Origin of the sequence: Neisseria dumasiana (genome assembly GCF_022870885.1) — a bacterium.
GTDB lineage: Bacteria > Pseudomonadota > Gammaproteobacteria > Burkholderiales > Neisseriaceae > Neisseria > Neisseria dumasiana.
Genome location: NZ_CP091509.1, coordinates 1,076,594 through 1,095,850 on the forward strand (window position 1 = coordinate 1,076,594; position 19,257 = coordinate 1,095,850).

At 50.4% G+C, this 19,257-nt stretch carries 19 protein-coding genes; 10 read left to right on the top strand and 9 right to left on the bottom strand.

The window, feature by feature from the left end; translation table 11 throughout:
• Window positions 1–28 precede the first annotated feature (28 nt).
• The 5 genes from LVJ88_RS04875 (at window position 29) to LVJ88_RS04895 (ending at window position 5,259) form a co-directional block, all read left to right on the top strand.
• Window positions 29–427 carry a hypothetical protein gene (locus LVJ88_RS04875; protein WP_332888951.1) on the top strand — a complete coding sequence of 133 codons (399 nt, stop codon included), beginning with the start codon at window positions 29–31 and terminating at the stop codon, window positions 425–427.
• A 188-nt stretch (window positions 428–615) separates the two neighbouring features.
• Window positions 616–1,911: a histidine--tRNA ligase gene (gene hisS, locus LVJ88_RS04880; protein WP_054598643.1), complete on the top strand. Its 1,296-nt coding sequence runs from the start codon at window positions 616–618 to the stop codon at window positions 1,909–1,911.
• Window positions 1,912–2,541: a YfgM family protein gene (locus LVJ88_RS04885; RefSeq protein ID WP_085418092.1), complete on the top strand. Its 630-nt coding sequence runs from the start codon at window positions 1,912–1,914 to the stop codon at window positions 2,539–2,541.
• A 161-nt stretch (window positions 2,542–2,702) separates the two neighbouring features.
• Window positions 2,703–4,160, top strand: coding sequence for a ribosome biogenesis GTPase Der (der, locus tag LVJ88_RS04890; protein ID WP_054598645.1), 1,458 nt, complete (start codon window positions 2,703–2,705; stop codon window positions 4,158–4,160).
• A gap of 130 nt (window positions 4,161–4,290) precedes the next feature.
• Window positions 4,291–5,259, top strand: coding sequence for a calcium/sodium antiporter (locus LVJ88_RS04895; RefSeq protein WP_085358785.1), 969 nt, complete (start codon window positions 4,291–4,293; stop codon window positions 5,257–5,259).
• Between the two features lie 227 nt (window positions 5,260–5,486).
• Here LVJ88_RS04895 and LVJ88_RS04900 read toward each other — a convergent pair whose 3' ends face one another.
• The 5 genes from LVJ88_RS04900 to LVJ88_RS04920 form a co-directional block, all read right to left on the bottom strand.
• The gene (locus LVJ88_RS04900) at window positions 5,487–6,380 is read right to left on the bottom strand and encodes a cupin-like domain-containing protein (protein WP_231718072.1); all 894 of its coding nucleotides are present in this window, start codon (window positions 6,378–6,380) and stop codon (window positions 5,487–5,489) included.
• A gap of 146 nt (window positions 6,381–6,526) precedes the next feature.
• The gene (locus LVJ88_RS04905; RefSeq protein ID WP_233127531.1) at window positions 6,527–6,691 is read right to left on the bottom strand and encodes a lipoprotein signal peptidase; all 165 of its coding nucleotides are present in this window, start codon (window positions 6,689–6,691) and stop codon (window positions 6,527–6,529) included.
• Window positions 6,692–6,791: 100 nt separating this feature from the next.
• The gene (locus tag LVJ88_RS04910; protein WP_085418091.1) at window positions 6,792–7,325 is read right to left on the bottom strand and encodes a ricin-type beta-trefoil lectin domain protein; all 534 of its coding nucleotides are present in this window, start codon (window positions 7,323–7,325) and stop codon (window positions 6,792–6,794) included.
• Window positions 7,326–7,467: 142 nt separating this feature from the next.
• Window positions 7,468–7,599, bottom strand: coding sequence for a lipoprotein signal peptidase (locus tag LVJ88_RS04915; protein ID WP_085418090.1), 132 nt, complete (start codon window positions 7,597–7,599; stop codon window positions 7,468–7,470).
• 187 nt (window positions 7,600–7,786) lie between these two features.
• On the bottom strand, window positions 7,787–8,683 hold the full coding sequence (locus tag LVJ88_RS04920) for an NAD(P)H-hydrate dehydratase (RefSeq protein ID WP_085418089.1): 897 nt from the start codon (window positions 8,681–8,683) through the stop codon (window positions 7,787–7,789).
• Between the two features lie 97 nt (window positions 8,684–8,780).
• Between LVJ88_RS04920 and LVJ88_RS04925 the strand changes: the two genes are divergently transcribed.
• Both LVJ88_RS04925 and LVJ88_RS04930 read left to right on the top strand, forming a co-directional pair.
• Complete coding sequence (locus tag LVJ88_RS04925) at window positions 8,781–9,440, top strand: cytochrome b/b6 domain-containing protein (RefSeq protein WP_085418088.1); 660 nt, start codon at window positions 8,781–8,783, stop codon at window positions 9,438–9,440.
• 21 nt (window positions 9,441–9,461) lie between these two features.
• Window positions 9,462–10,238, top strand: a complete 777-nt coding sequence (locus tag LVJ88_RS04930) for an MOSC domain-containing protein (RefSeq protein WP_085418087.1) — start codon at window positions 9,462–9,464, stop codon at window positions 10,236–10,238.
• Between the two features lie 322 nt (window positions 10,239–10,560).
• Here the strand turns inward: LVJ88_RS04930 and leuB are convergent, their stop codons facing one another.
• Window positions 10,561–11,631 carry a 3-isopropylmalate dehydrogenase gene (leuB, locus tag LVJ88_RS04935; RefSeq protein ID WP_244694186.1) on the bottom strand — a complete coding sequence of 357 codons (1,071 nt, stop codon included), beginning with the start codon at window positions 11,629–11,631 and terminating at the stop codon, window positions 10,561–10,563.
• Between the two features lie 255 nt (window positions 11,632–11,886).
• Here leuB and LVJ88_RS04940 point away from each other — a divergent pair, with 255 nt between their 5' ends.
• The 3 genes from LVJ88_RS04940 (at window position 11,887) to pgeF (ending at window position 14,218) form a co-directional block, all read left to right on the top strand.
• Window positions 11,887–12,681, top strand: a complete 795-nt coding sequence (locus tag LVJ88_RS04940) for a TrmH family RNA methyltransferase (RefSeq protein ID WP_085418106.1) — start codon at window positions 11,887–11,889, stop codon at window positions 12,679–12,681.
• A gap of 61 nt (window positions 12,682–12,742) precedes the next feature.
• Window positions 12,743–13,396: a YecA family protein gene (locus LVJ88_RS04945; protein ID WP_085355484.1), complete on the top strand. Its 654-nt coding sequence runs from the start codon at window positions 12,743–12,745 to the stop codon at window positions 13,394–13,396.
• A gap of 36 nt (window positions 13,397–13,432) precedes the next feature.
• Entirely contained in the window at window positions 13,433–14,218 is a 786-nt protein-coding gene (gene pgeF, locus LVJ88_RS04950) for a peptidoglycan editing factor PgeF (protein WP_085418085.1), read from the top strand.
• A gap of 145 nt (window positions 14,219–14,363) precedes the next feature.
• Here the strand turns inward: pgeF and LVJ88_RS04955 are convergent, their stop codons facing one another.
• The 3 genes from LVJ88_RS04955 to LVJ88_RS04965 all read right to left on the bottom strand — a co-directional run bounded on the left by LVJ88_RS04955 (window position 14,364) and on the right by LVJ88_RS04965 (window position 18,672).
• Window positions 14,364–14,552, bottom strand: coding sequence for a hypothetical protein (locus tag LVJ88_RS04955; RefSeq protein WP_085418084.1), 189 nt, complete (start codon window positions 14,550–14,552; stop codon window positions 14,364–14,366).
• Complete coding sequence (locus LVJ88_RS04960) at window positions 14,536–16,815, bottom strand: NADP-dependent malic enzyme (RefSeq protein WP_054598975.1); 2,280 nt, start codon at window positions 16,813–16,815, stop codon at window positions 14,536–14,538. Before LVJ88_RS04960 ends, LVJ88_RS04955 begins: the two co-directional genes overlap by 17 nt.
• A 450-nt stretch (window positions 16,816–17,265) precedes the next feature.
• On the bottom strand, window positions 17,266–18,672 hold the full coding sequence (locus LVJ88_RS04965; protein ID WP_085355481.1) for an SLC13 family permease: 1,407 nt from the start codon (window positions 18,670–18,672) through the stop codon (window positions 17,266–17,268).
• Window positions 18,673–19,257: the final 585 nt, after the last annotated feature.

The window sequence follows — 19,257 nt, forward strand, 5'->3', positions numbered from 1 at the left end:
CCAAATTTTAATAGTAAGGCAAATGATCATGGCAGACTTGCGCGAACTACTTCTAAGACTGTATCTGATTAATAACCCGCAAGTGGAGCACCAAGTGTTTATTTACACCTATCAGGGTGTAAGCGATATGGCTGTTAATCCTTTTCAGTTTGTAAGTGCCGAGTTGTTGGATAATGTTAAAAAAAGTGTGATTTTACAGAACCTTCCTTCGGGGGAAATGGTTCAGGCTTTTATCGTGCCGACCGGTTTGGCCGCTAGGCAACCGCAATGGGAAGTTGAAAATATTATGCTGTACGGTAATAAAAACGGTGTATTGGTTTCGATTGATTTGGATAAAGAAAGCATTGCCGAGTCCGACAAATACAAGCAGTTCGTTAATTTGACTTTCAGTATGCTGCGCCAGTTTACCAACGGCGGAGTCATTTGAATAATTTCAGACGGCCTGAGGTTTGGGGCCGTCTGAAAAATAACTAAATACAAAATAAAACCTTTCAAAAACTCCGGATGCGGATGCAGTTCAAAGCATAGCAGTGCACAAGGCAGAGCACCGCAAACGGGAGTTTCGCCAAGGTTTCAAAATAAACAATACAGATAACAATAATAGACTATCGATATATGGGACAAAAAATCCAAGCCGTTAAAGGCATGAATGATTTATTGCCGGTAGAGCAGAAAGATTTCCAACTGACTGCTCCTTTATGGCAGGCATTTGAAGAAACCGTGGCACGGTGGGCAAGACGTTTCGGCTATCAGCACATCCGTACACCGATTGTGGAACAAACCAGTTTGTTTGTGCGTTCAATCGGGGAAGAAACCGATGTGGTCGGCAAAGAAATGTACACTTTTTCAGACTCCAACGATAAGCTGAGCCTTACTTTACGCCCTGAAGGTACGGCATCTTGCCTGCGTGCGGTTGTCGAGCATAATTTGCTTTACAACGGCCCGCAGAAGCTGTGGTATATGGGGCCTATGTTCCGTAGGGAGCGGCCGCAAAAAGGGCGCTACCGGCAGTTTCACCAAGTCGGAATCGAGGCCTTGGGGTTTGCAGGCCCTGACGTGGATGCCGAAATTATCGCAATGTCGGCAGCATTGTGGCAAGAATTGGGCATAAGCGAATATGTAAACCTTGAGCTTAACTGTTTGGGAAACCGTGAAGAACGTGCCGCACACCGTGATGCTTTGGTTGCTTATTTAAGCAGTCATGAAGAAAAGCTTGATGAAGACAGCAAGCGCCGTATGCACACCAATCCCTTGCGTGTTTTAGACAGTAAAAACCCCGATTTGCAGGATATTTGCAATGCCGCCCCTCGTTTGACGGAATATTTGGGCGAAGAGTCGCGCGTTCATTATGAACGGTTGAAAGCGATGTTGGACGGCTTAGGTATTGCATATATTGAAAATCCGCGCTTGGTTAGAGGCTTGGATTATTACAATCAAACGGTTTTTGAATGGACTACCGACAAGCTCGGTGCCCAAGCAACCGTATGCGGCGGCGGACGTTATGACGGATTGATCGAAGAGTTGGGCGGCAAGCCCGCACCTTCCATCGGTTTCGGTATGGGGATTGAGCGTTTGCTGCTGTTGGTGCATGAGTATGGGTCATTGAGCTGTCAAACCGCAGCCGACGTTTACGCTATGCATCAAGGCGAAGGTGCCGATTTGCAGGTTATGAAATATGCCCAATTGCTGAGAGCGGAAGGATTTGACGTATTGCAACATTCAGGCAGCCAAAGTTTGAAAGCGCAAATGAAGAAAGCAGACGGCAGCGGTGCCCGTTTTGCACTTATTGTGGCTCAAAACGAACTTTCAGACGGCACCGTTACCCTTAAAGACATGCAGGGCAAGCACGAGCAAATAACGATTGATGCTGCTTTGTTGGCAACCACTTTACAACGATGGAAGAACAGTTAAATGGCAGGACACATCCAGGAACAAGAAGAACTTGAAAATTTCAAATATTTTTGGAGAAGTTGGGGGCGTTGGCTTTTTGGCGGCTTAGTGATTGCTGCGTTGGCTTACCTTGGTTATATCATGTACCAAGGACACAAGTTGGATAAGCGTCAAGAAGCAGCGGGTATTTTGGTAAAAATTGCCGAGAAAACCGAAGCGGGGGCCGACATCAAAGAAACACAAGCCGATTTGCAGAATTTACAGCAAAATTACAGCGATAGTTTGGCGGCAGCCCAAGCCACTCTGATGGCAGCGTCTTTGGAATTCGACAAAGGCAATTACGATGTTGCGGCAGGCCATCTGAATTGGGTGTTGAAACACCAAACATCCGCTCCTGTACAGGCATTGGCAGTTCAACGTTTGGCCGTTGTGCAGTTGCAGCAGGGTAAATATGATGAAGCCCTGGCCACCTTGAATACTTCTGTGGATTCTGCTTTCGAATCCCTGATAACCGAAACCAAAGGCGATGTATATGCCGCTCAGGGTAAAAACAAAGAAGCGGTACAGATGTACGATCAAGCTTTGGCAAAGCTGGCAAAAGATTCACCTAACAGAGATGCCGTGCAATTTAAAGCCGATCAGTTGAGATAAGGCCGTCTGAAAGATGAGGCTTGTCAGGCATATTGCTTGGCAAGCCCTTGTCTGTTTCAAAATATGAACCCTCACATGTTCCAATACGCATTTTTTTAAGATATTCAGTCAAATAAGATATTTAAGGCCGTCTGAAAACAACGGCTGAAGAAAGCATCACTATGAAACCCACAATTGCCCTTGTCGGCCGCCCGAATGTAGGCAAATCTACTTTATTTAACCGCCTCACCCGCACCAAAGATGCTTTGGTAGCCGATTTGCCCGGTTTGACCCGCGACCGCCACTACGGTCACGGCAAGGTTGGCGGTAAGCCTTATTTGGTGATCGATACCGGTGGTTTTGAGCCGGTAGTCGACAGCGGCATTCTGCATGAAATGGCCAAGCACACTTTGCAAGCCATTGATGAAGCGGATGCCGTTGTGTTTTTGGTCGACGGACGCACCGGTTTGACGCCGCAGGACAAGATTATTGCAGACCGTTTGCGTCAAAGCCCGCGCCCCGTTTATTTAGCCGTTAATAAGGGCGAAGGCAGCAACCGTGCGGTATTGGCTGCCGAATTTTACGAGTTGGCTTTGGGTGAGCCGTATGTGATTTCCGGTTCGCATGGCGACGGTGTGTATGATTTGATGGAAGAAATTCTTGGATATTTTCCTGATGCCGAGGAAGATGAAGAACAACCCAAGCACCCCGTGTTCGCCGTAATCGGCCGCCCCAATGTGGGGAAATCCACTTTGGTTAACGCCATTTTAGGTGAAGAACGTGTGATTGCGTTTGATATGGCCGGCACAACCCGCGACAGTATCCACATTGATTTCGAACGTAACGGCAAACCTTTTACCATTATCGACACGGCAGGTGTACGCCGTCGCGGCAAGGTTGAAGAGGCCGTTGAGAAATTTTCGGTTATCAAAGCCATGCAGGCGGTAGAAGCCGCCAATGTAGCGGTGTTGGTGCTGGATGCCCAACAAGACATCGCCGATCAAGATGCAACCATTGCCGGTTTTGCTTTAGAGGCAGGCAGAGCCTTGGTTGTGGCTGTCAACAAATGGGACGGCATCAGCGAAGAACGTCGCGAACAGGTTAAACGCGATATCGCCCGCAAACTGTATTTTTTGGATTTTGCCAAATTCCATTATATTTCCGCGTTGAAAGAGCGCGGCATCGACGGTTTGTTCGACAGCATTCAGGCCGCCTATAATGCGGCGATGATTAAAATGCCTACGCCCAAAATTACCCGTGTGCTTCAATCGGCGGTTGAGCGTCAAGCACCGCCGCGCGCAGGTTTGGTACGTCCGAAAATGCGTTACGCCCACCAAGGCGGCATGAATCCGCCCGTGATTGTGGTACACGGCAATGCCCTGCATGCTATTTCAGACAGCTACACCCGTTATCTGACCCAAACTTTCCGCAAGGCATTTAATCTTCAGGGTACGCCGTTGCGTATCCAATACAATGTTTCCGAAAACCCGTATCAGGAAGCGGAAGACAAGCCCAAGAAAAAACCTTTGCGTCGGGTGGCTTTGAGCAACCGCATCGAGAAGCGGGAAGGGCGTAAAGAAGAAAAAAGCCGTTTTAAAAAGAAAAACAAAGTGAGCGTGAAGAAACAGCACAGCAAATAGCAAGGCTAGGCCGCAATAGATGCTGAAACCTTTATTTTCAGACGGCCTGTTGCAGAGTGATGCCGAATTTAAATAAACACCGCCGTTACTTCAGGTAAAATACGCGCTTTTTTATATTTAGGACAAAATAATGTTATTGGCCTGTTTGGGTTTGATTTTCGGTTTGATATTGTTAACGATGAGTGCCGACCGCTTTATCGAAGGTGCGGCGGAAACCGCACGCCATTTCGGTATGTCGCCACTGTTTATCGGTATGGTGATTGTGGGCTTCGGTACGTCTGCGCCGGAAATGGTGGTTTCCCTATTGTCTTCTATGCAGGGGAACTCCGGTATTGCTTTGGGCAATGCCTATGGCTCCAATATCACCAATATTGCTTTGATTCTCGGTGTAACCGCTTTAATCAGCCCGATTTTCGTGCAACGGGGCATCATTGCGCGCGAGTTTCCGGTGTTGTTGGCTGTAACGGCACTGACGGTTGTTTTGCTGCTGGACGGCGACTTGTCGCGTTGGGACGGTGTGATATTGATAGCGGCATTGATGGCGTCGTTTTTGCCTACCGTAATGAAAGCCTTGAAAGGCGGTGACAACATTGTGGAAGATATTGCCACCGAGTTTGAAAACGAAGAGAGCCGCATGTCGTTGCGTAAGGCTTTGATCGTGCTGGTTTTGGGCTTGATTGTGCTGGTGCTGAGTTCGCGCTTGCTGGTGTGGGGTGCCGTAACTATTGCCCAGAATTTCGGTGTATCCGATTTGGTAATCGGTTTGACCGTGGTGGCGGTAGGCACTTCCTTGCCCGAATTGGCTTCTTCCGTGATTGCCGCACGCAAAGGTCAGCACGATATCGCTATGGGTAATGTGATCGGTTCTAATTTGTTCAATACATTGGCCGTTGTCGGTTTGGCCGCCGTGGTTGCACCCATGCAGCCGGGGCCTGAAGTGCTGAACCGCGATGTAGCCATCATGTCTGCCTTAACCGTAGCTGTATTCGGATTGTCGTGGTTGTTGAAAGGCCGTCTGAACCGTATGGTTGGTTTGGGTTTGTTGTTGGTTTATATTGCTTATACGGTTTATTTGGTTATGGGTTCTTTCGGAGCGTAACGGACTTTAGGCAGTTAGATTGTTGAATGCTGTATCAAAAATAAGGCGGGTTTGAACACCCGCCTTATGTTTATTTTGAAAACCGATATTTCGATGCCTTTGAGAAACCTTTGCCTGCGGCCTTGCATTAAAAATAAGTTGATTGATTATGTGCTTGAGCCGCGATCACATTCGGGGGCAAGGGTCTGGTTTTATTTGCTTATGTAGGCATATCTATTGCCGCCGGTTTATCGCGGCATTCCCCGTGCCAGTGCTTTATTGGCCCGTTGAACGGCCAATTTTTCTTTCCAGTGCATATAGCGTTGGCGGTAACGTGCTTTCATCATGTTGTCGAATTTACGTTGTACCGTCAGGTTCCAGATGCTGTGTGCCTTGACTGCCAAACTTTCGTCCCATGCGCGCAGGGAAAGAGAGAATGAACCGTCGAGATATTTCATCCAATGCCACCAGCCGGTCGGCATAAACAGAGTATCGCCGTGTTCAAGATGGCATTCGATACCTTCGACGCCTTCCAATGCGGGAAAGCGGTCGGTATCGGGGTTTTCTACGCTGTAATCTTCCAAGGCATAAGTTGCGTAGGGGATGCGGTAAAGCCTTTCTTTCCATTTGTAATCGAACAGAATAATGTGCTTACGGCCGAAATGGGTGTGGAAGATGTGCGCCATGTCTATGTCGTAATGCAGAAAGGTTTCGGAGCCGATTCCGCCGAAAAACATGGTTGGGTATTTATCCAAAAAGCCGCCCATCAGATCTTTGGGAAACACATAATCGTTGAGCAGGGAAGGTGCGTGCTTGATAGGGTCGAACAGGAAAATACGCAAATCGGTAGGTTCGCGTTTGATTAAGTCGATATAGTCGCCAAACTTCATTTCTGTGCTGGCGGCATTAATTGGTGCGGCCGGGTCGGCTTTGCTGCTGTCGTAAAGCGGTACGGTAATGTCACCGATCACTTCTTTCATGTAATCCAACGACCATTTTTCGTATGCCGGCCATTGTTTGCTCATGTTTTTAATCACGAGGGGGCGGCGCGGTTTAAGGTAATGACGGCGGAAGTCTTCGCGGCTGATGTCATCTACAACATCAATCGGTGTCAGTTTGAAACCCATGGCGGTTATTTTCATCAATCAGCTATAAAAAACAGATTTTAGTTAAATTTTGACGGCTGGAAAACTGCTATAAGGCAAAAATTTTTAATCCGGGTGATTGGTATCGACAGATAAATACAAAACATCGGAAACAGTTTTTCCACAAGCTTCAATACAGTCAGTCAAATTTGAGACCTTTGCAAAACCCCCAGATGCGGATGCAGTTCAAGGCGTAGCAGCACAGCGAGTGCAGACATATCATATAGATAGGCAAACGAGCGAGCAGCGCACAACGCAGAAATGCGCCGCAGATGGGGGTTTTGCAAAGGTTTCAAATTAACTTTTATTACGGCACGGCAACGCCATAGAGGAAATGAAGTCTATTGGCCACAAAACCATGCCTGCCGTAATAGTATCCGGCAGGCATGGTTGTATGGAAAGGGCGGATTAATAGTGGGAAAAGTTGAAGCGTTGGCCGATACTGCCGTCGCAGCGGTACATACGGATTTGATTGCCGTGCTTGCCCGCATCCAAACATTTTCCGTTGAGCGCGCTGCGGATGGTGCGTCCGTCGCGATACCACTGCTGGTTTTTACCGCCGTGGCAGGCGTAGGCAATTACGGGCGTGCCGTCTTCCGTTCTGCCGCCGGCAATGTCGAGGCACTGGCCTTCTACCATGATGCGGTTGCGGGAAAGGGTAAATTGTTGGTTAGGCTCGCCGTGGCACGGGTAGGTAATCATGCCTTTGTAGCCGGAACGGCTGTGATCGACGCATTTGCCGTCTGCGCTGCGGATAAGGTGTGTGCGGGCTTCTCTGGAATCTTCGGAAGGATACGGATAACGGGGATAGGTTTTACGTTCCGGTGCGGGCTTGTCGGCACGGGTATCGTTGTTGAGATCGGGAAAGCCGATGGGCGGTTCGATGTAGATGCAGCCTCCGGCCAACAAGGGTAAAAGGAGTAAAGCGGCTTTCGTTTTCATATTATTAAATCCTTATAAAGATTGCGCGGAATGAACTGATTGTTGTGTTGCGGCAAACGGGCAACACGGGTCAGGCTGTATGTATATTACCCTTGCAAAGTGTATAAAATATGATGCTTGGGGTTAAAAATGGTCAGCGTAATTAATAAGGATGAGACCTTTGCAAACCCCCCAGATGTGGATGCAGTTCAAGGCGTAGCAGCACAGCGAGTGCAGACATATCATATAGATAGGCAAACGAGCGAGCAGCGCACAACGCAGAAATGCGCCGCAGATGGGGGGGGGTGCAAAGGTCTCAGGATGTTTGAAGTTCAGGCCGCTGCCGCGGGCTGAATATGAAAAGATGAATGGATATCGTTGGCAAATACTTTCAGACGGCCTGTAGCGTTTAGGGCATGTCGAGGCCGTCTGAAAAGGCAGATTGTTGAAAACAGGCATTGCCAAAGTTTGAAGTGTCGGGATTATTTTTGAGCGGCAATAATCTGATTGCGCAGCCAACGGGCAGCGGGGGCGATTTCGCCGGCCAACATGCCGGTTTCGCCGATTTCGGAATCTTTCAATACATCGGCAGCGGCTCCGTGCAGCCACACACCGCCGCGCACGGCCTGTTCGGTGTCTATGCCTTGAGCCAGCAGGCTGCCGATGATGCCGCTGAGCACGTCGCCGCTGCCTGCCGTAGCCAAGCCCGCATTGCCGCTGAGGTTGGTATAGAGGCTGCCGTTCGGGCTGCATACTAAACTATGACGGCCTTTGAGCACGGTGTAGGCATTAAATATACGGCTGATCTCGGTTACTGCTGCTTGGCGGTTTGACTGTATATCGGCGGTGGCGGTATTCAGCAGGCGGGCGGCTTCGGCGGGGTGGGGCGTCAGTACGAGTGTGGGGTAGTCGCGCGCCAAAGCGGTTAGATCGGCGTGGCGGGAAAGCAGGGTAACGGCGTCGGCATCGAGCAGCAGCGGGGTTGAGCGGTCGGGAGCGGTAAGCCGCGTATGCAGTAAGGCAAGGGCTTCGGGGCAGACGTCCATGCCGCATCCCATAACCCAAGCATGAATGTCGCTGCGTTTTTGGAGTGCATTGCCGGTGGAAAGCATGATTTCGGGGCGTTCGGGAATAACCGGCAAGGGCAGGGCGGCTTGGTTGAATCCTGCCCAAACTTTACCGCAGCCGCTGTAAATGGCGGCGGTGGCGGCAAGAATAACCGCTCCGCTCATGCCCGATGCACCGCCGATAACGGCCAAGGTGCCGTGGGTACCTTTGTGGCTTTGCGGGTCGCGCGGGGCGAACACTTGCGGAAACTGCGCGGCGGCTTCAATCTGGGCAGGCAGGCAGCCGCTGGTATAATGGTTTACGAACATCATGATGCCTTTGTGTAAATCTATTACAATAGCAGGTGTTCAGACGGCATCGAGGCCGTCTGAAACGGCACAAACCATCATATAAGAACGAAAGAATTTTATGAAGCAGAAATTGAAAGTTTGGGATGTTCCCACGCGGCTTTTTCATTGGACTTTGGTCATCGCGATTGCATTTATGTGGTACAGCGCCGAAACCGGCGGCAACCTGATGGTATGGCATTTGCGTGTAGGCTTATTGATATTGGGGCTGATTGTGTTCCGCCTGTGTTGGGGCATCTGGGGTAGCGACACCGCCCGTTTCGGCAGTTTTGTACGCGGCCCGGCACAGATTAAACGTTATCTCAAAGGCGAAATCACCGAAAACGAACAGCCCGGCCATAATCCGCTGGGTGCGCTGATGGTGTTGGCGCTGTTGGGAGCGGTATCGTTTCAAGTTATCACCGGCTTGTTTGCGCCGGACAACAATGCTTTTGTTAATAACGGCTTCTTAAACGGATGGGTGAGCGAAGATACCGGCAGCCTGATCCATACCCTGCACGTTCAATTTTTCAATTACCTGTTGGCACTGATCGCCGTGCATGTGGCCACCATTTTCATTTATAAATTCGTTAAAAAACACAACCTGATTACCCCTATGATCACCGGCTACAAATATCTTGAAGGCAAGCTGCCGGTAATCAAGTTTGCCGGGGCAGGCAAATTGCTGGCAGCATTGGCAGTGGCGGCGGGTGTTGTGTGTGCGGTATGGTTCGGTGCGTAAACTCGGAAAAGGCCGTCTGAAATGAAGCTGACTTCAATTACCCGTTACCCTGTGAAATCAATGGGCGGAAATAGGCTGGAGCAAAGCGCGGTTGTCGCCGCCGGTCTTCTGCATGACCGCGAATGGCTGGTGGCCACACCGCAAGGCGGTTTTATCACCGCGCGCAAATTTCCGCAGATGCTGTTGTGGAAAACCGATGTGGCCGGCGATGTGCTGACTTTAACAGCCCCAGACGGCAGCAAGCGTAGCGTTTCCACCGGTGAAACGGCTGTTCCTGCCGATGTAACAGTGTGGAAAGATCATTTTTCTGCCTATTACGGCAGCGCAGAAACAGACGCATGGCTTTCTGAAAAACTCGGCACCGATGCCCGCCTGTATTGGCTGGGCAAGCAGAGCAAGCGGGTGTTGGCTGCTGCACAAACGCCGCTTTCTTTTGCCGACAGCGCTCCGTTTATGCTGACCAATACCGCTTCGCTCGACAACCTTAATGCAATGCTTGATACGCCTGTGGAAATGGAGCGTTTCCGTGCCAACTTCGTGGTGGCAGGCTCCGAAGCCTACGAAGAAGAAAAGTGGCGGCGCATCCGCATCGGAGAAGTGGAATTTGAATACCTGAAGCCGTGTACCCGCTGCGTGATGACAACGGTGGATTTAAAAACGGCTAAGAAAGACCCGTTTCAAGAGCCGCTCAGCACCTTGGCCGTTGCACGAAAAGCCATATTCGGCGTGCACTTGATTGCAGTGAGCGCAGGCGTGGTAAAAGCGGGTGACGAAGTGGAAGTTTTATCTTATCAATAACCACGTTAAAAAATTATCTTAAGCAGCCGCAATACCTTATCTCTAGGCTTGAGTTTTCAGACGGCCAGAGACCTTTGCCAACCCCCCCCCATCTGCGGCGCATTTCTGCGTTGTGCGCTGCCCGCTTGTTTGCCTATCGTGTGATATGTCTGCATTCGCTGTGCTGCTGCGCCTTAAACTGCATCCACATCCGGGGGCAAAGGTCTCAATCTGAAAACTTCGCACCATCTGCCGGTTTTACAAAAGTCTCAGGCCGTCTGAAAACCTGTAAAACGGTTCAGACGGCCTTAGATTATTTTTTTACTTCAAGCTGTTCGGGCTTTTATAGCGCAGCCAGAACGGCATCACCCATTTCAGAGCAAGAAACGAGTTTCGTGCCTTCTTCGAAAATATCGCCGGTGCGGTATCCCTGCTCCAATACCTTTTGCACGGCTTGTTCGATTTGTTTCGCCCGTGTTTCGTCATTCAGGCTGTAACGCACGAGCATAGCCAGCGATAAAATCGTAGCCAGCGGATTGGCCTTGTTTTGGCCTGCGATATCGGGTGCGGAGCCGTGCGAAGGTTCATATAAACCTTTGCCGGTTTCGTTCAATGAAGCCGAAGGCAGCATACCGATGGAGCCGGTCAGCATTGAAGCCTGATCGCTCAAAATGTCGCCGAAAATATTGCCGGTAGCGATGACGTCGAACTGTTTCGGGGCGCGCACAAGCTGCATGGCGGCGTTGTCAACATACATGTGCGAAAGTTCTACGTCAGGGTAATCTTTAGCGGTTTCGGTGAAGATTTCTTTCCACAGTTCGGTGGTTTCCAGCACGTTGGCTTTATCGACCGAGCACAGCTTTTTATTGCGTTTTTGTGCGGCTTCAAACGACACTTTGGCGATGCGGCGGATTTCGCTTTCGCTGTATTTCATGGTGTTGAAACCTTCACGCTCGCCGTTTTCCAGCGTGCGGATGCCGCGCGGTTCGCCGAAATAAATGTCGCCGGTGAGTTCGCGCACAATCAGAATATCCAAGCCCGCAACCACTTCGGGTTTGAGCGTGGAAGCATTGGCCAATTCTTTATACAGGATGGCGGGGCGCAGGTTGGCAAACAGGTTTAAATCTTTGCGGATGGCCAGCAAACCGCGCTCGGGGCGGAGCGGGCGGTCGAGATTGTCGTATTGGGGGCCGCCGACGGCACCGAGCAATACGGCATCGGCTTCGCGGCAGAGTTTTTGAGTGAATTCGGGGTAAGGGTGGCCGTATTCGTCGTAAGCGGCGCCACCGAGAGGGGCGTATTGATACTGGACATCGAGGCCGTCTGAAATCAATTTGTCTAACACGCGCACGGCTTGGGCGATGATTTCGGGGCCGATGCCGTCGCCGGGCAATATGGCAATTTGTTTGGTCATTGAAAATTCCTCTATATATTCTTACATAAAGCAGGACATGGTTTATTGGCGTTCAAGCAAACGGATATTACCATTTTCTAACAGATAAAGTTGCGGTGAAATCAAGTAAGTTTTTTCTTCTCAAATTTTTTGGTTCTCGAATCGCTGCTTGCATTGCCGGTGTAACAGCTTTGCTTGATACATAAAAGCAAACCGCCCTTTCAGACGGCCCTATCATTGCAGCAAGGCCGTCTGAAAAACATTATAATGCCGCCCATGAAACTGATTACTTCTGCACGAAACGAACAGCTGAAACATCTATCGAAACTGCTTGGCCAAGCCAAATTCCGCCGCCTGCACGGGCAAACGGTGCTGGAAGGCGTGCATCTTCTGCAAGCCTATTTAGACAGCGGCGGGCAGCCTTTGCAGGTTTATATTCCCGAAGTCAAAAAAGACCTGCCGGAAATCCGCGCAGCCGTGCAAACCCTGCCGCCCGATGCGCTTACATGGGTATCACAAGGCATTTTGTCTAAAATCACCGGCCTTACCGAAGCGGAAGACTTGATGACGTTGATTGATATCCCGTTTCAGACGGCCTTACCTACCGAGGGCGATTGCGTGGTGCTGGAGCGTGTGCAAGACCCCGGCAATGTCGGCACCATCATGCGCAGCACGGCGGCAGCCGGTGTCAAACAATTGGTGTTGAGCCGCGATTGCGCCGACGTATGGGCGCCGAAAGTATTGCGTGCCGGCATGGGCGCGCATTTTTTGCTGAATATTTATGACCGCGCCGATTTGCCCGGGTGGAGCCGCCGCTACATCGGCGGCAATATTTGGGCGACCGCACTTTCTGAAACCAACAACCATAATCTTTATGAAATGCGTTTGGGTGAGCCTGCCGCGTGGGTGTTCGGTAACGAAGGCAGCGGTGTCAGCCACGAAATGCTCGGGCATGTGCACGGTTGCGTCAAAATTCCCATGCTCGGGCAAACCGAATCATTGAACGTTGCTATGGCGGCAACCGTATGTTTGTTTGAACAGATGCGCCAAAGATTATATTCTGCCCGATAACCGCTTATCGATTATTCTATTATTTCAGACGGCCTCATGCCGCGCTGCACAAGGAACCACCATGTTTGATGAAGCTTCCCGCCAAAGACTTTCCGAACTGCTTGATACAAAAGCAGAAACCCATGCCACCATGCGCTGCGACGAGGTGCAGGCCTATATGATGGCGCTGCTCACCGGCCCGGACGCACTCAATACGGGCGAATGGCTGCCCGAAGTGATGGGCGACGAAAACCTGTTCACGCCCAACGAGCAAAAAGAAATCGAATCGCTGGTTCTCGCTTTGGTGATGGATATGCACACCAAGCTCGAAGAAAAAATGCTGCCCGATTTGTGGCTGTATGACGACGAAGCCGAAAACCCCGATTTCCATACTTGGTGCAATGCCTATCTTTATGCTTTGGATGTGGTGCCTACCGATTGGTTTGAGGCCGTGAACAATGAAGAGTTTGAAGATTTGTTTTATCCCATCATGGCCTTGGGCGGCATCTATGATGAAGACGACAACGGCGAAGTTTTGCTCCATCTTACCGATAAGGAACTCACCCAGCTCGAATCCGAGCTGCCGCATGTATTGCTCGACATTTATTACTATTGGCGCAGCATTAAAAACAAACCGAAAACCATACGCAACAAAACCGCCAAAGTCGGCAGAAACGATCCCTGCACTTGCGGCAGCGGTAAAAAATACAAAACCTGCTGTGGTAAAGAACAATAAAGCCCAAAGGCTTCAGGCCGTCTGAAAGGTATGCCCATGAACAACCCCTTTGATTTAAACGCCGCCATCGGTTTACAGCCGCACGGTAATGCACCGTTTTTCAAAGCCGAATGGCCGGCACCCGCCAATGTGCACACTTTAATCACCACCCGCAACGGCGGCATCAGCGAAGGTGTATACCGCAGTCTCAATTTAGGCAGCCATGTCGGCGACCGCCCGGAACATGTGCGGCATAACCGCGAAACCGTTCAGGCACATGTGGGTGTGCCGGTGGTGTATCTGAATCAGATTCACGGCACAACAGTTATTCAGGCCGCCGAGCATATCGGCGTTTCCCCGGATGCCGATGCCGCCGTTGATCGAACGGCCTCCGCCGCTTGCGCCGCCATGACCGCCGACTGCCTACCCGTGTTGTTCTGCGACAAAGCGGGCACCGTGGTTGCTGCCGCACATGCGGGCTGGCGCGGTTTGGCCGGCGGCGTTCTACAAAACACCATCGCGGCCATGAATGTGCCGTCTCTTGAAATCATGGCTTATCTCGGCCCCGCCATCGGCCCCGATGCATTTGAAGTGGGGCAAGATGTTTTCGACGTATTCTGCGCCCAAACCCACGAAGCATCGCGGGCCTTCGAGCCGATAGGCGACAACAAATATCTTGCCGATATCTACGCCCTTGCCCGATTGGTTTTACAGCGGGAAGGCGTAAACATGATTTACGGCGGCAATCATTGCACCGTGCTCGAACGCGAAACTTTCTTTTCTTACCGTCGTGAAAAACAAACCGGCCGGATGGCGAGCATTATTTGGTTGGATAATAGGTAAATATTTCAAATGTTTATGTTAGCGCAATATATAAAGGCGGATGGTATGTCCGCCCTTATGAAAGTTTTTACAGTTTTAAAAGCGTTTTAGAAAAACTCACAAAGTTCTCTTTAGCAAAACTCGCGTAACAGGTTTTCAGACGGCCTCAAAGCTTTTTAAGCCCCGTTTGAGCGTGTGCAAAAGCTTCAGCATAAAAAATCCGGCACGGTTGATACCATGCCGGATTTTTGCTGTTCAAATATTGGTCGTTTCCTGCTTTTACTGCGGCACGCCTTTCAATATGGCGTGCCGCAGTAAAAAAGATTACCAACCCAACCTTATTGGCGTTGCGCATCCACCGCCGTTAACGCAATCATATTTACGATGCGGCGCACGGTAGAGATCGGCGTAACGATGTGCACGGGTTTGTTCATGCCCATCAGAATCGGGCCGACGGTAATGCCGTTGGTTGCATTCACGCGCAGAAGGTTGTAGCTGATATTGGCTGCTTCTACGTTCGGCATCACCAACAGATTGGCCGAGCCGGTGAGGGTGGTTTCGGGGAAAATGCTCTTACGCATTTCTTCGTCCATCGCCACATCGGCCTGCATTTCGCCGTCGATTTCCAGATTCGGGTCAATTTCGCGAATCATTTCCAATGCCTGCTGCATTTTGATGGCATCTTTGTCTTTGCGCGAACCGTAAGTGGAATTCGATACCAAAGCCACTTTCGGTTTGATACCGAAGCGTTTCATTTCTTTGGCGCACATCAGCGTACCTTTGGCCAGCTGCTCGGCATCGGGGTCTTCATTGATATAGGTATCGGCAATGAAGAAGTTACCTTTGTTTGAAATCAGCGCGTTCATGGCGAATGCGTGGTTTTCGGGGTTGTTGTAGCCGATTACTTCTTCAAAGATATTGAAGTGGTCGTAAAAACGCCCCATTGTGCCGCAGAGCATACCGTCGGCATGGCCGAGGCGCACCATCAATGCGCCGATCAGCGTGCTGTTTGCGCGCATACGGCGGCGTGCCATTTCTTCGGTAACGCCTTTGCGTTTGCGCAGTTGGTAGTATTCTTTCCAGCTTTCTTCAAAATAAGGGTTGTCGCTGATGTCGATCAGGTCGAAATCTTTACCCGGCTGAATGGTTAAGCCTTGAGATTGCAAGCGTTCTTCGATGATTTTGCGGTGGCCGACCAAAATAGGGAAGGCCAGTTTTTGCGATACCACTTGCTGTGCGGCGTGCAGCACGCGCTCGTCTTCGCCTTCGGTAAGTACGATGCGTTTGATCTGTTTGCGCGCTTGGTTAAAGATCGGGCGCATGAACAGGCTGGTTTTATAAACGAACTGGGTCAGTTTTTCAACATAGGCATCCATGTCGGTAATCGGGCGGGTGGCCACGCCGGAATCCATAGCGGCTTGAGCCACGGCAGGGGCGATTTTGGCAATCAGACGCGGATCGAAAGGCTTGGGAATCAGGTATTCGGGGCCGAAAGTCAGGTCGGCATCTTCGTAAGCACCGGCCACTTCCGCGCTGGATTCTGCCAAGGCCAAGTCGGCGATGGCGCGAACGCAGGCGAGCTTCATTTCTTCGTTGATGGTGGTTGCACCCACATCCAATGCGCCGCGGAAAATAAACGGGAAGCACAATACGTTGTTGACTTGATTGGGGAAGTCGGAACGGCCCGTGCCGATAATCACATCGGGGCGGGCTTCTTTGGCTTCGGGCGGCCAAATTTCAGGGGTGGGGTTGGCCAGAGCGAACACAATCGGGCTGGTGTTCATGGTTTTGAGCATGTCGGTGCTCAATACGTTGGGGCCGGACAAGCCGAGGAAAATGTCTTTACCGTTAACCGCGTCGGCCAATACGCGCTGGCCGTTGTCTTGAACGGCATAACGTACTTTGCTTTCGTCCATGCGTTCGCGGTCTTCGCGGGTGGTGTAAATCACGCCTTTGGAGTCGCATACGGTAATGTTTTCGCGCTTCATGCCCAAGGCTACCAGCAAATCCAAGCAGGCAATGGCGGCTGCTCCGGCGCCTGAGCACACGAGGGTAACGTCTTCGATTTTTTTCTCGGTTACGCGCAGCGCGTTCAGTACGGCGGCAGCGGTAATAATGGCCGTGCCGTGTTGGTCGTCGTGGAATACGGGGATGTTGCAGCGTTCGCGCAGTTTTTGTTCGATATAGAAGCACTCGGGTGCTTTGATGTCTTCAAGATTGATGCCGCCGAACGTAGGCTCTAATGAAGCGATGATTTCAACCAGTTTGTCGGGGTCGGTTTCGTTGATTTCGATATCGAATACGTCGATGCCGGCGAATTTTTTAAACAGAACGCCTTTACCTTCCATAACGGGCTTGCCGGCCAATGCGCCGATGTTGCCCAAACCCAATACGGCGGTGCCGTTGGAAATCACGGCCACTAAATTGCCGCGTGCGGTGTATTTATAAGAAGCGAGCGGGTCATTATAAATCTCCATACACGGAGCGGCTACGCCGGGCGAGTAAGCCAGCGAAAGGTCGTATTGTGTGGCCAGCGGTTTGGTGGGGGCAACTTGGATTTTGCCGGGATTGGGGTATTCGTGAAAATGAAGGGCGGCTTCTTTGATTAATTCATCCATAATGTATCCTGACTGATCGGCTGAAAGGCCGTCTGAAAAAAGATAATGGCTTCAGACGGCCTGTTGTCTGAAAGCGTAATGTTATCATGTGTAATAAACGACGCATACCGTTATGTAGGCATATGGCCCAGCAGAATAAGCCGTTATCGTGACATTTCTGTTTTCAAAGTTAGACCGCAGGTTGGGTTGTATGTTGCTATTGTGCGGCGGGTTGGGCTGATTTACGCAAGTGCTTGATATGCAAACCCATTAGGCTGCAATAAGGCTAGGGTGATCGGAATGGGCAAAAAATATTTATAAACGATGAAAAATGTTTAAGGCCGTCTGAAAACACAATGTTCAGACGGCCTTTACGTTTTACGGCAGGCTTTGCAGCAAACAAACTTATTTTTGATACAAGGCAGCAAGGCCGTAGCAGAAGCAGTTTATTTGCTATACGCGCTTGTTTGCTCAAACATAAAACGCGTACGCCCAAGCAGCTACCAACACGATACACAGCACATTCAGCAGCACGCCGGTACGCATCATTTCTTTTTGCTGTATCAAACCGGTTCCGAATACGATGGCATTCGGCGGGGTGGCAACCGGCAGCATAAATGCACACGATGCACCGATGCCGATTACAAATACCAACACTTCTTTAGGCAAACCCATTTGGGTGGCGATGCTGGCGAAAATCGGCACAAGCAGCGCGGCAGAAGCGGTATTGCTGGTAAATTCGGTTAGGAAAATAATAAAGGCGGCCACGGCAAAAATCACTACCAAAGGATGAGCCAACACAAATGCGGTGGCCAACTGTTGGCCGAGAGCAAGGGAAGCGCCGGAAACTTTCAGCAGGTTGCTCAAGGCAATGCCGCCGCCAAAGAGCATCAGCACGCCCCAGTCGGTATTGCGCGCAACTTCTTTCCAGCGGGCTACGCCGAATACCACCACGGCCACGGCTGCGGTAAGGGCGATAACGGTGTCGGGATTGGCGATACCGAACGCTGCTTTGATTTTGGCACTGAATACCCACGCTACGGCGGCAGAAATGAAAATCAGCATGGCAATCACGCGGTGCAGTGTCCACGGAATGTGTTCAGCTTTGACTTCAACGCGCTCGTTGAGATTGGGGCGCAAAATGATATACAGGGCAAACAGCATCAACGGCAGAATCAGCAGCATCATGGGTAAGCCCATTTTCATCCAGCCGGCAAAATCCAAATCCAAGGCTTTGGCGGCAATCGCGTTCGGCGGCGAGCCGACAATGGTGCCCAAGCCGCCGATACTCGCGCAGTAGGCGATACCCAGCAACACAAATACATAGGTTTTGCGTTCTTTTTCTTTATCCAAGTGGTCCATCATGCCCATGGCCAGCGGCAGCATCATCGCGGCAGTGGCCGTATTGCTGATCCACATAGACAAAAATGCGGTTACGCCGAACAGCATCAATACGGCGGCTTTCATGTTCCCGCCCGATAACGACAGCAGCCATACGGCGATTTTGCGGTCGAGACGCTGCATGTGGAGCGCGGCGGCCAGAGCGAAACCGCCGAAGAAAATATAGATAATCGGGTCGGAAAAACTGCTCATGGCTTTTTTAATATCCATTTCCGGAAAGCCGAGCAGCACCGCCAGCACGGGTACCATCAAAGCGGTAACCGTGATATGAACCGCTTCGGTAAACCACAAAATCGCTACAAACAGCAGCACGGCTATGCCTTTGTTGGCAACGGCATCGTAAGGAAGAATGTGGTAAATACCGAAGCATATTACGGCTGCGATAATGGTGGTGATCAGGCCGCGGAAATCGGTTATCGGCGCTTGTGCGCTCAGCAGCTCGATATTGTCCGGGCGTTGTTGGTTGTCAGGAGTCATCTTTTTTGTCCTGTTGAAACGTTATGAAAAAACAGCTTGGTCAGCCAGCCTGCACTTATTCAAAGCGTGGCCGTTAAACTGGATATGCCATACTACATGGCTCCGTGTGTTCTGTTTCGGCTGCCTTTGGGTATGACATATCAGGTTGCATAGCAATATGCAGGCTGCCGAATCAGTATAAGTGTAATTTTGTGTAGTTGTAAAGAATATGTAAACGAGCGGTTAAGGGCTTGGTTGAGAATAAAGGTTTTGAATCAATAAGCCTTTAAAATATATAGGGCATTAGAAGTGAAAGCCGTAGGTCGGACGCTCATTTTCAACAGCAACGGCAAAGCAAGCAACCGTAAAAAAGGCATTTTAACCGGCACGACGTCAGCGTTGTGGGGAATAACGGTTTCTTTCGATTACAACATGGCGGAGATACGCTTTCCCGCTATCCGCTTGTTTTTTCAGACGGCCTGCTATATAAATGCCGGCAGTATGTCGAACCTATATAGCAAATAAACTTATTTTTGTTAAGGCATTGCTGCCTTGTATCAAAAATAAGTTTATTTGCCATAACAATATTGATAGAGAAGAGAACAC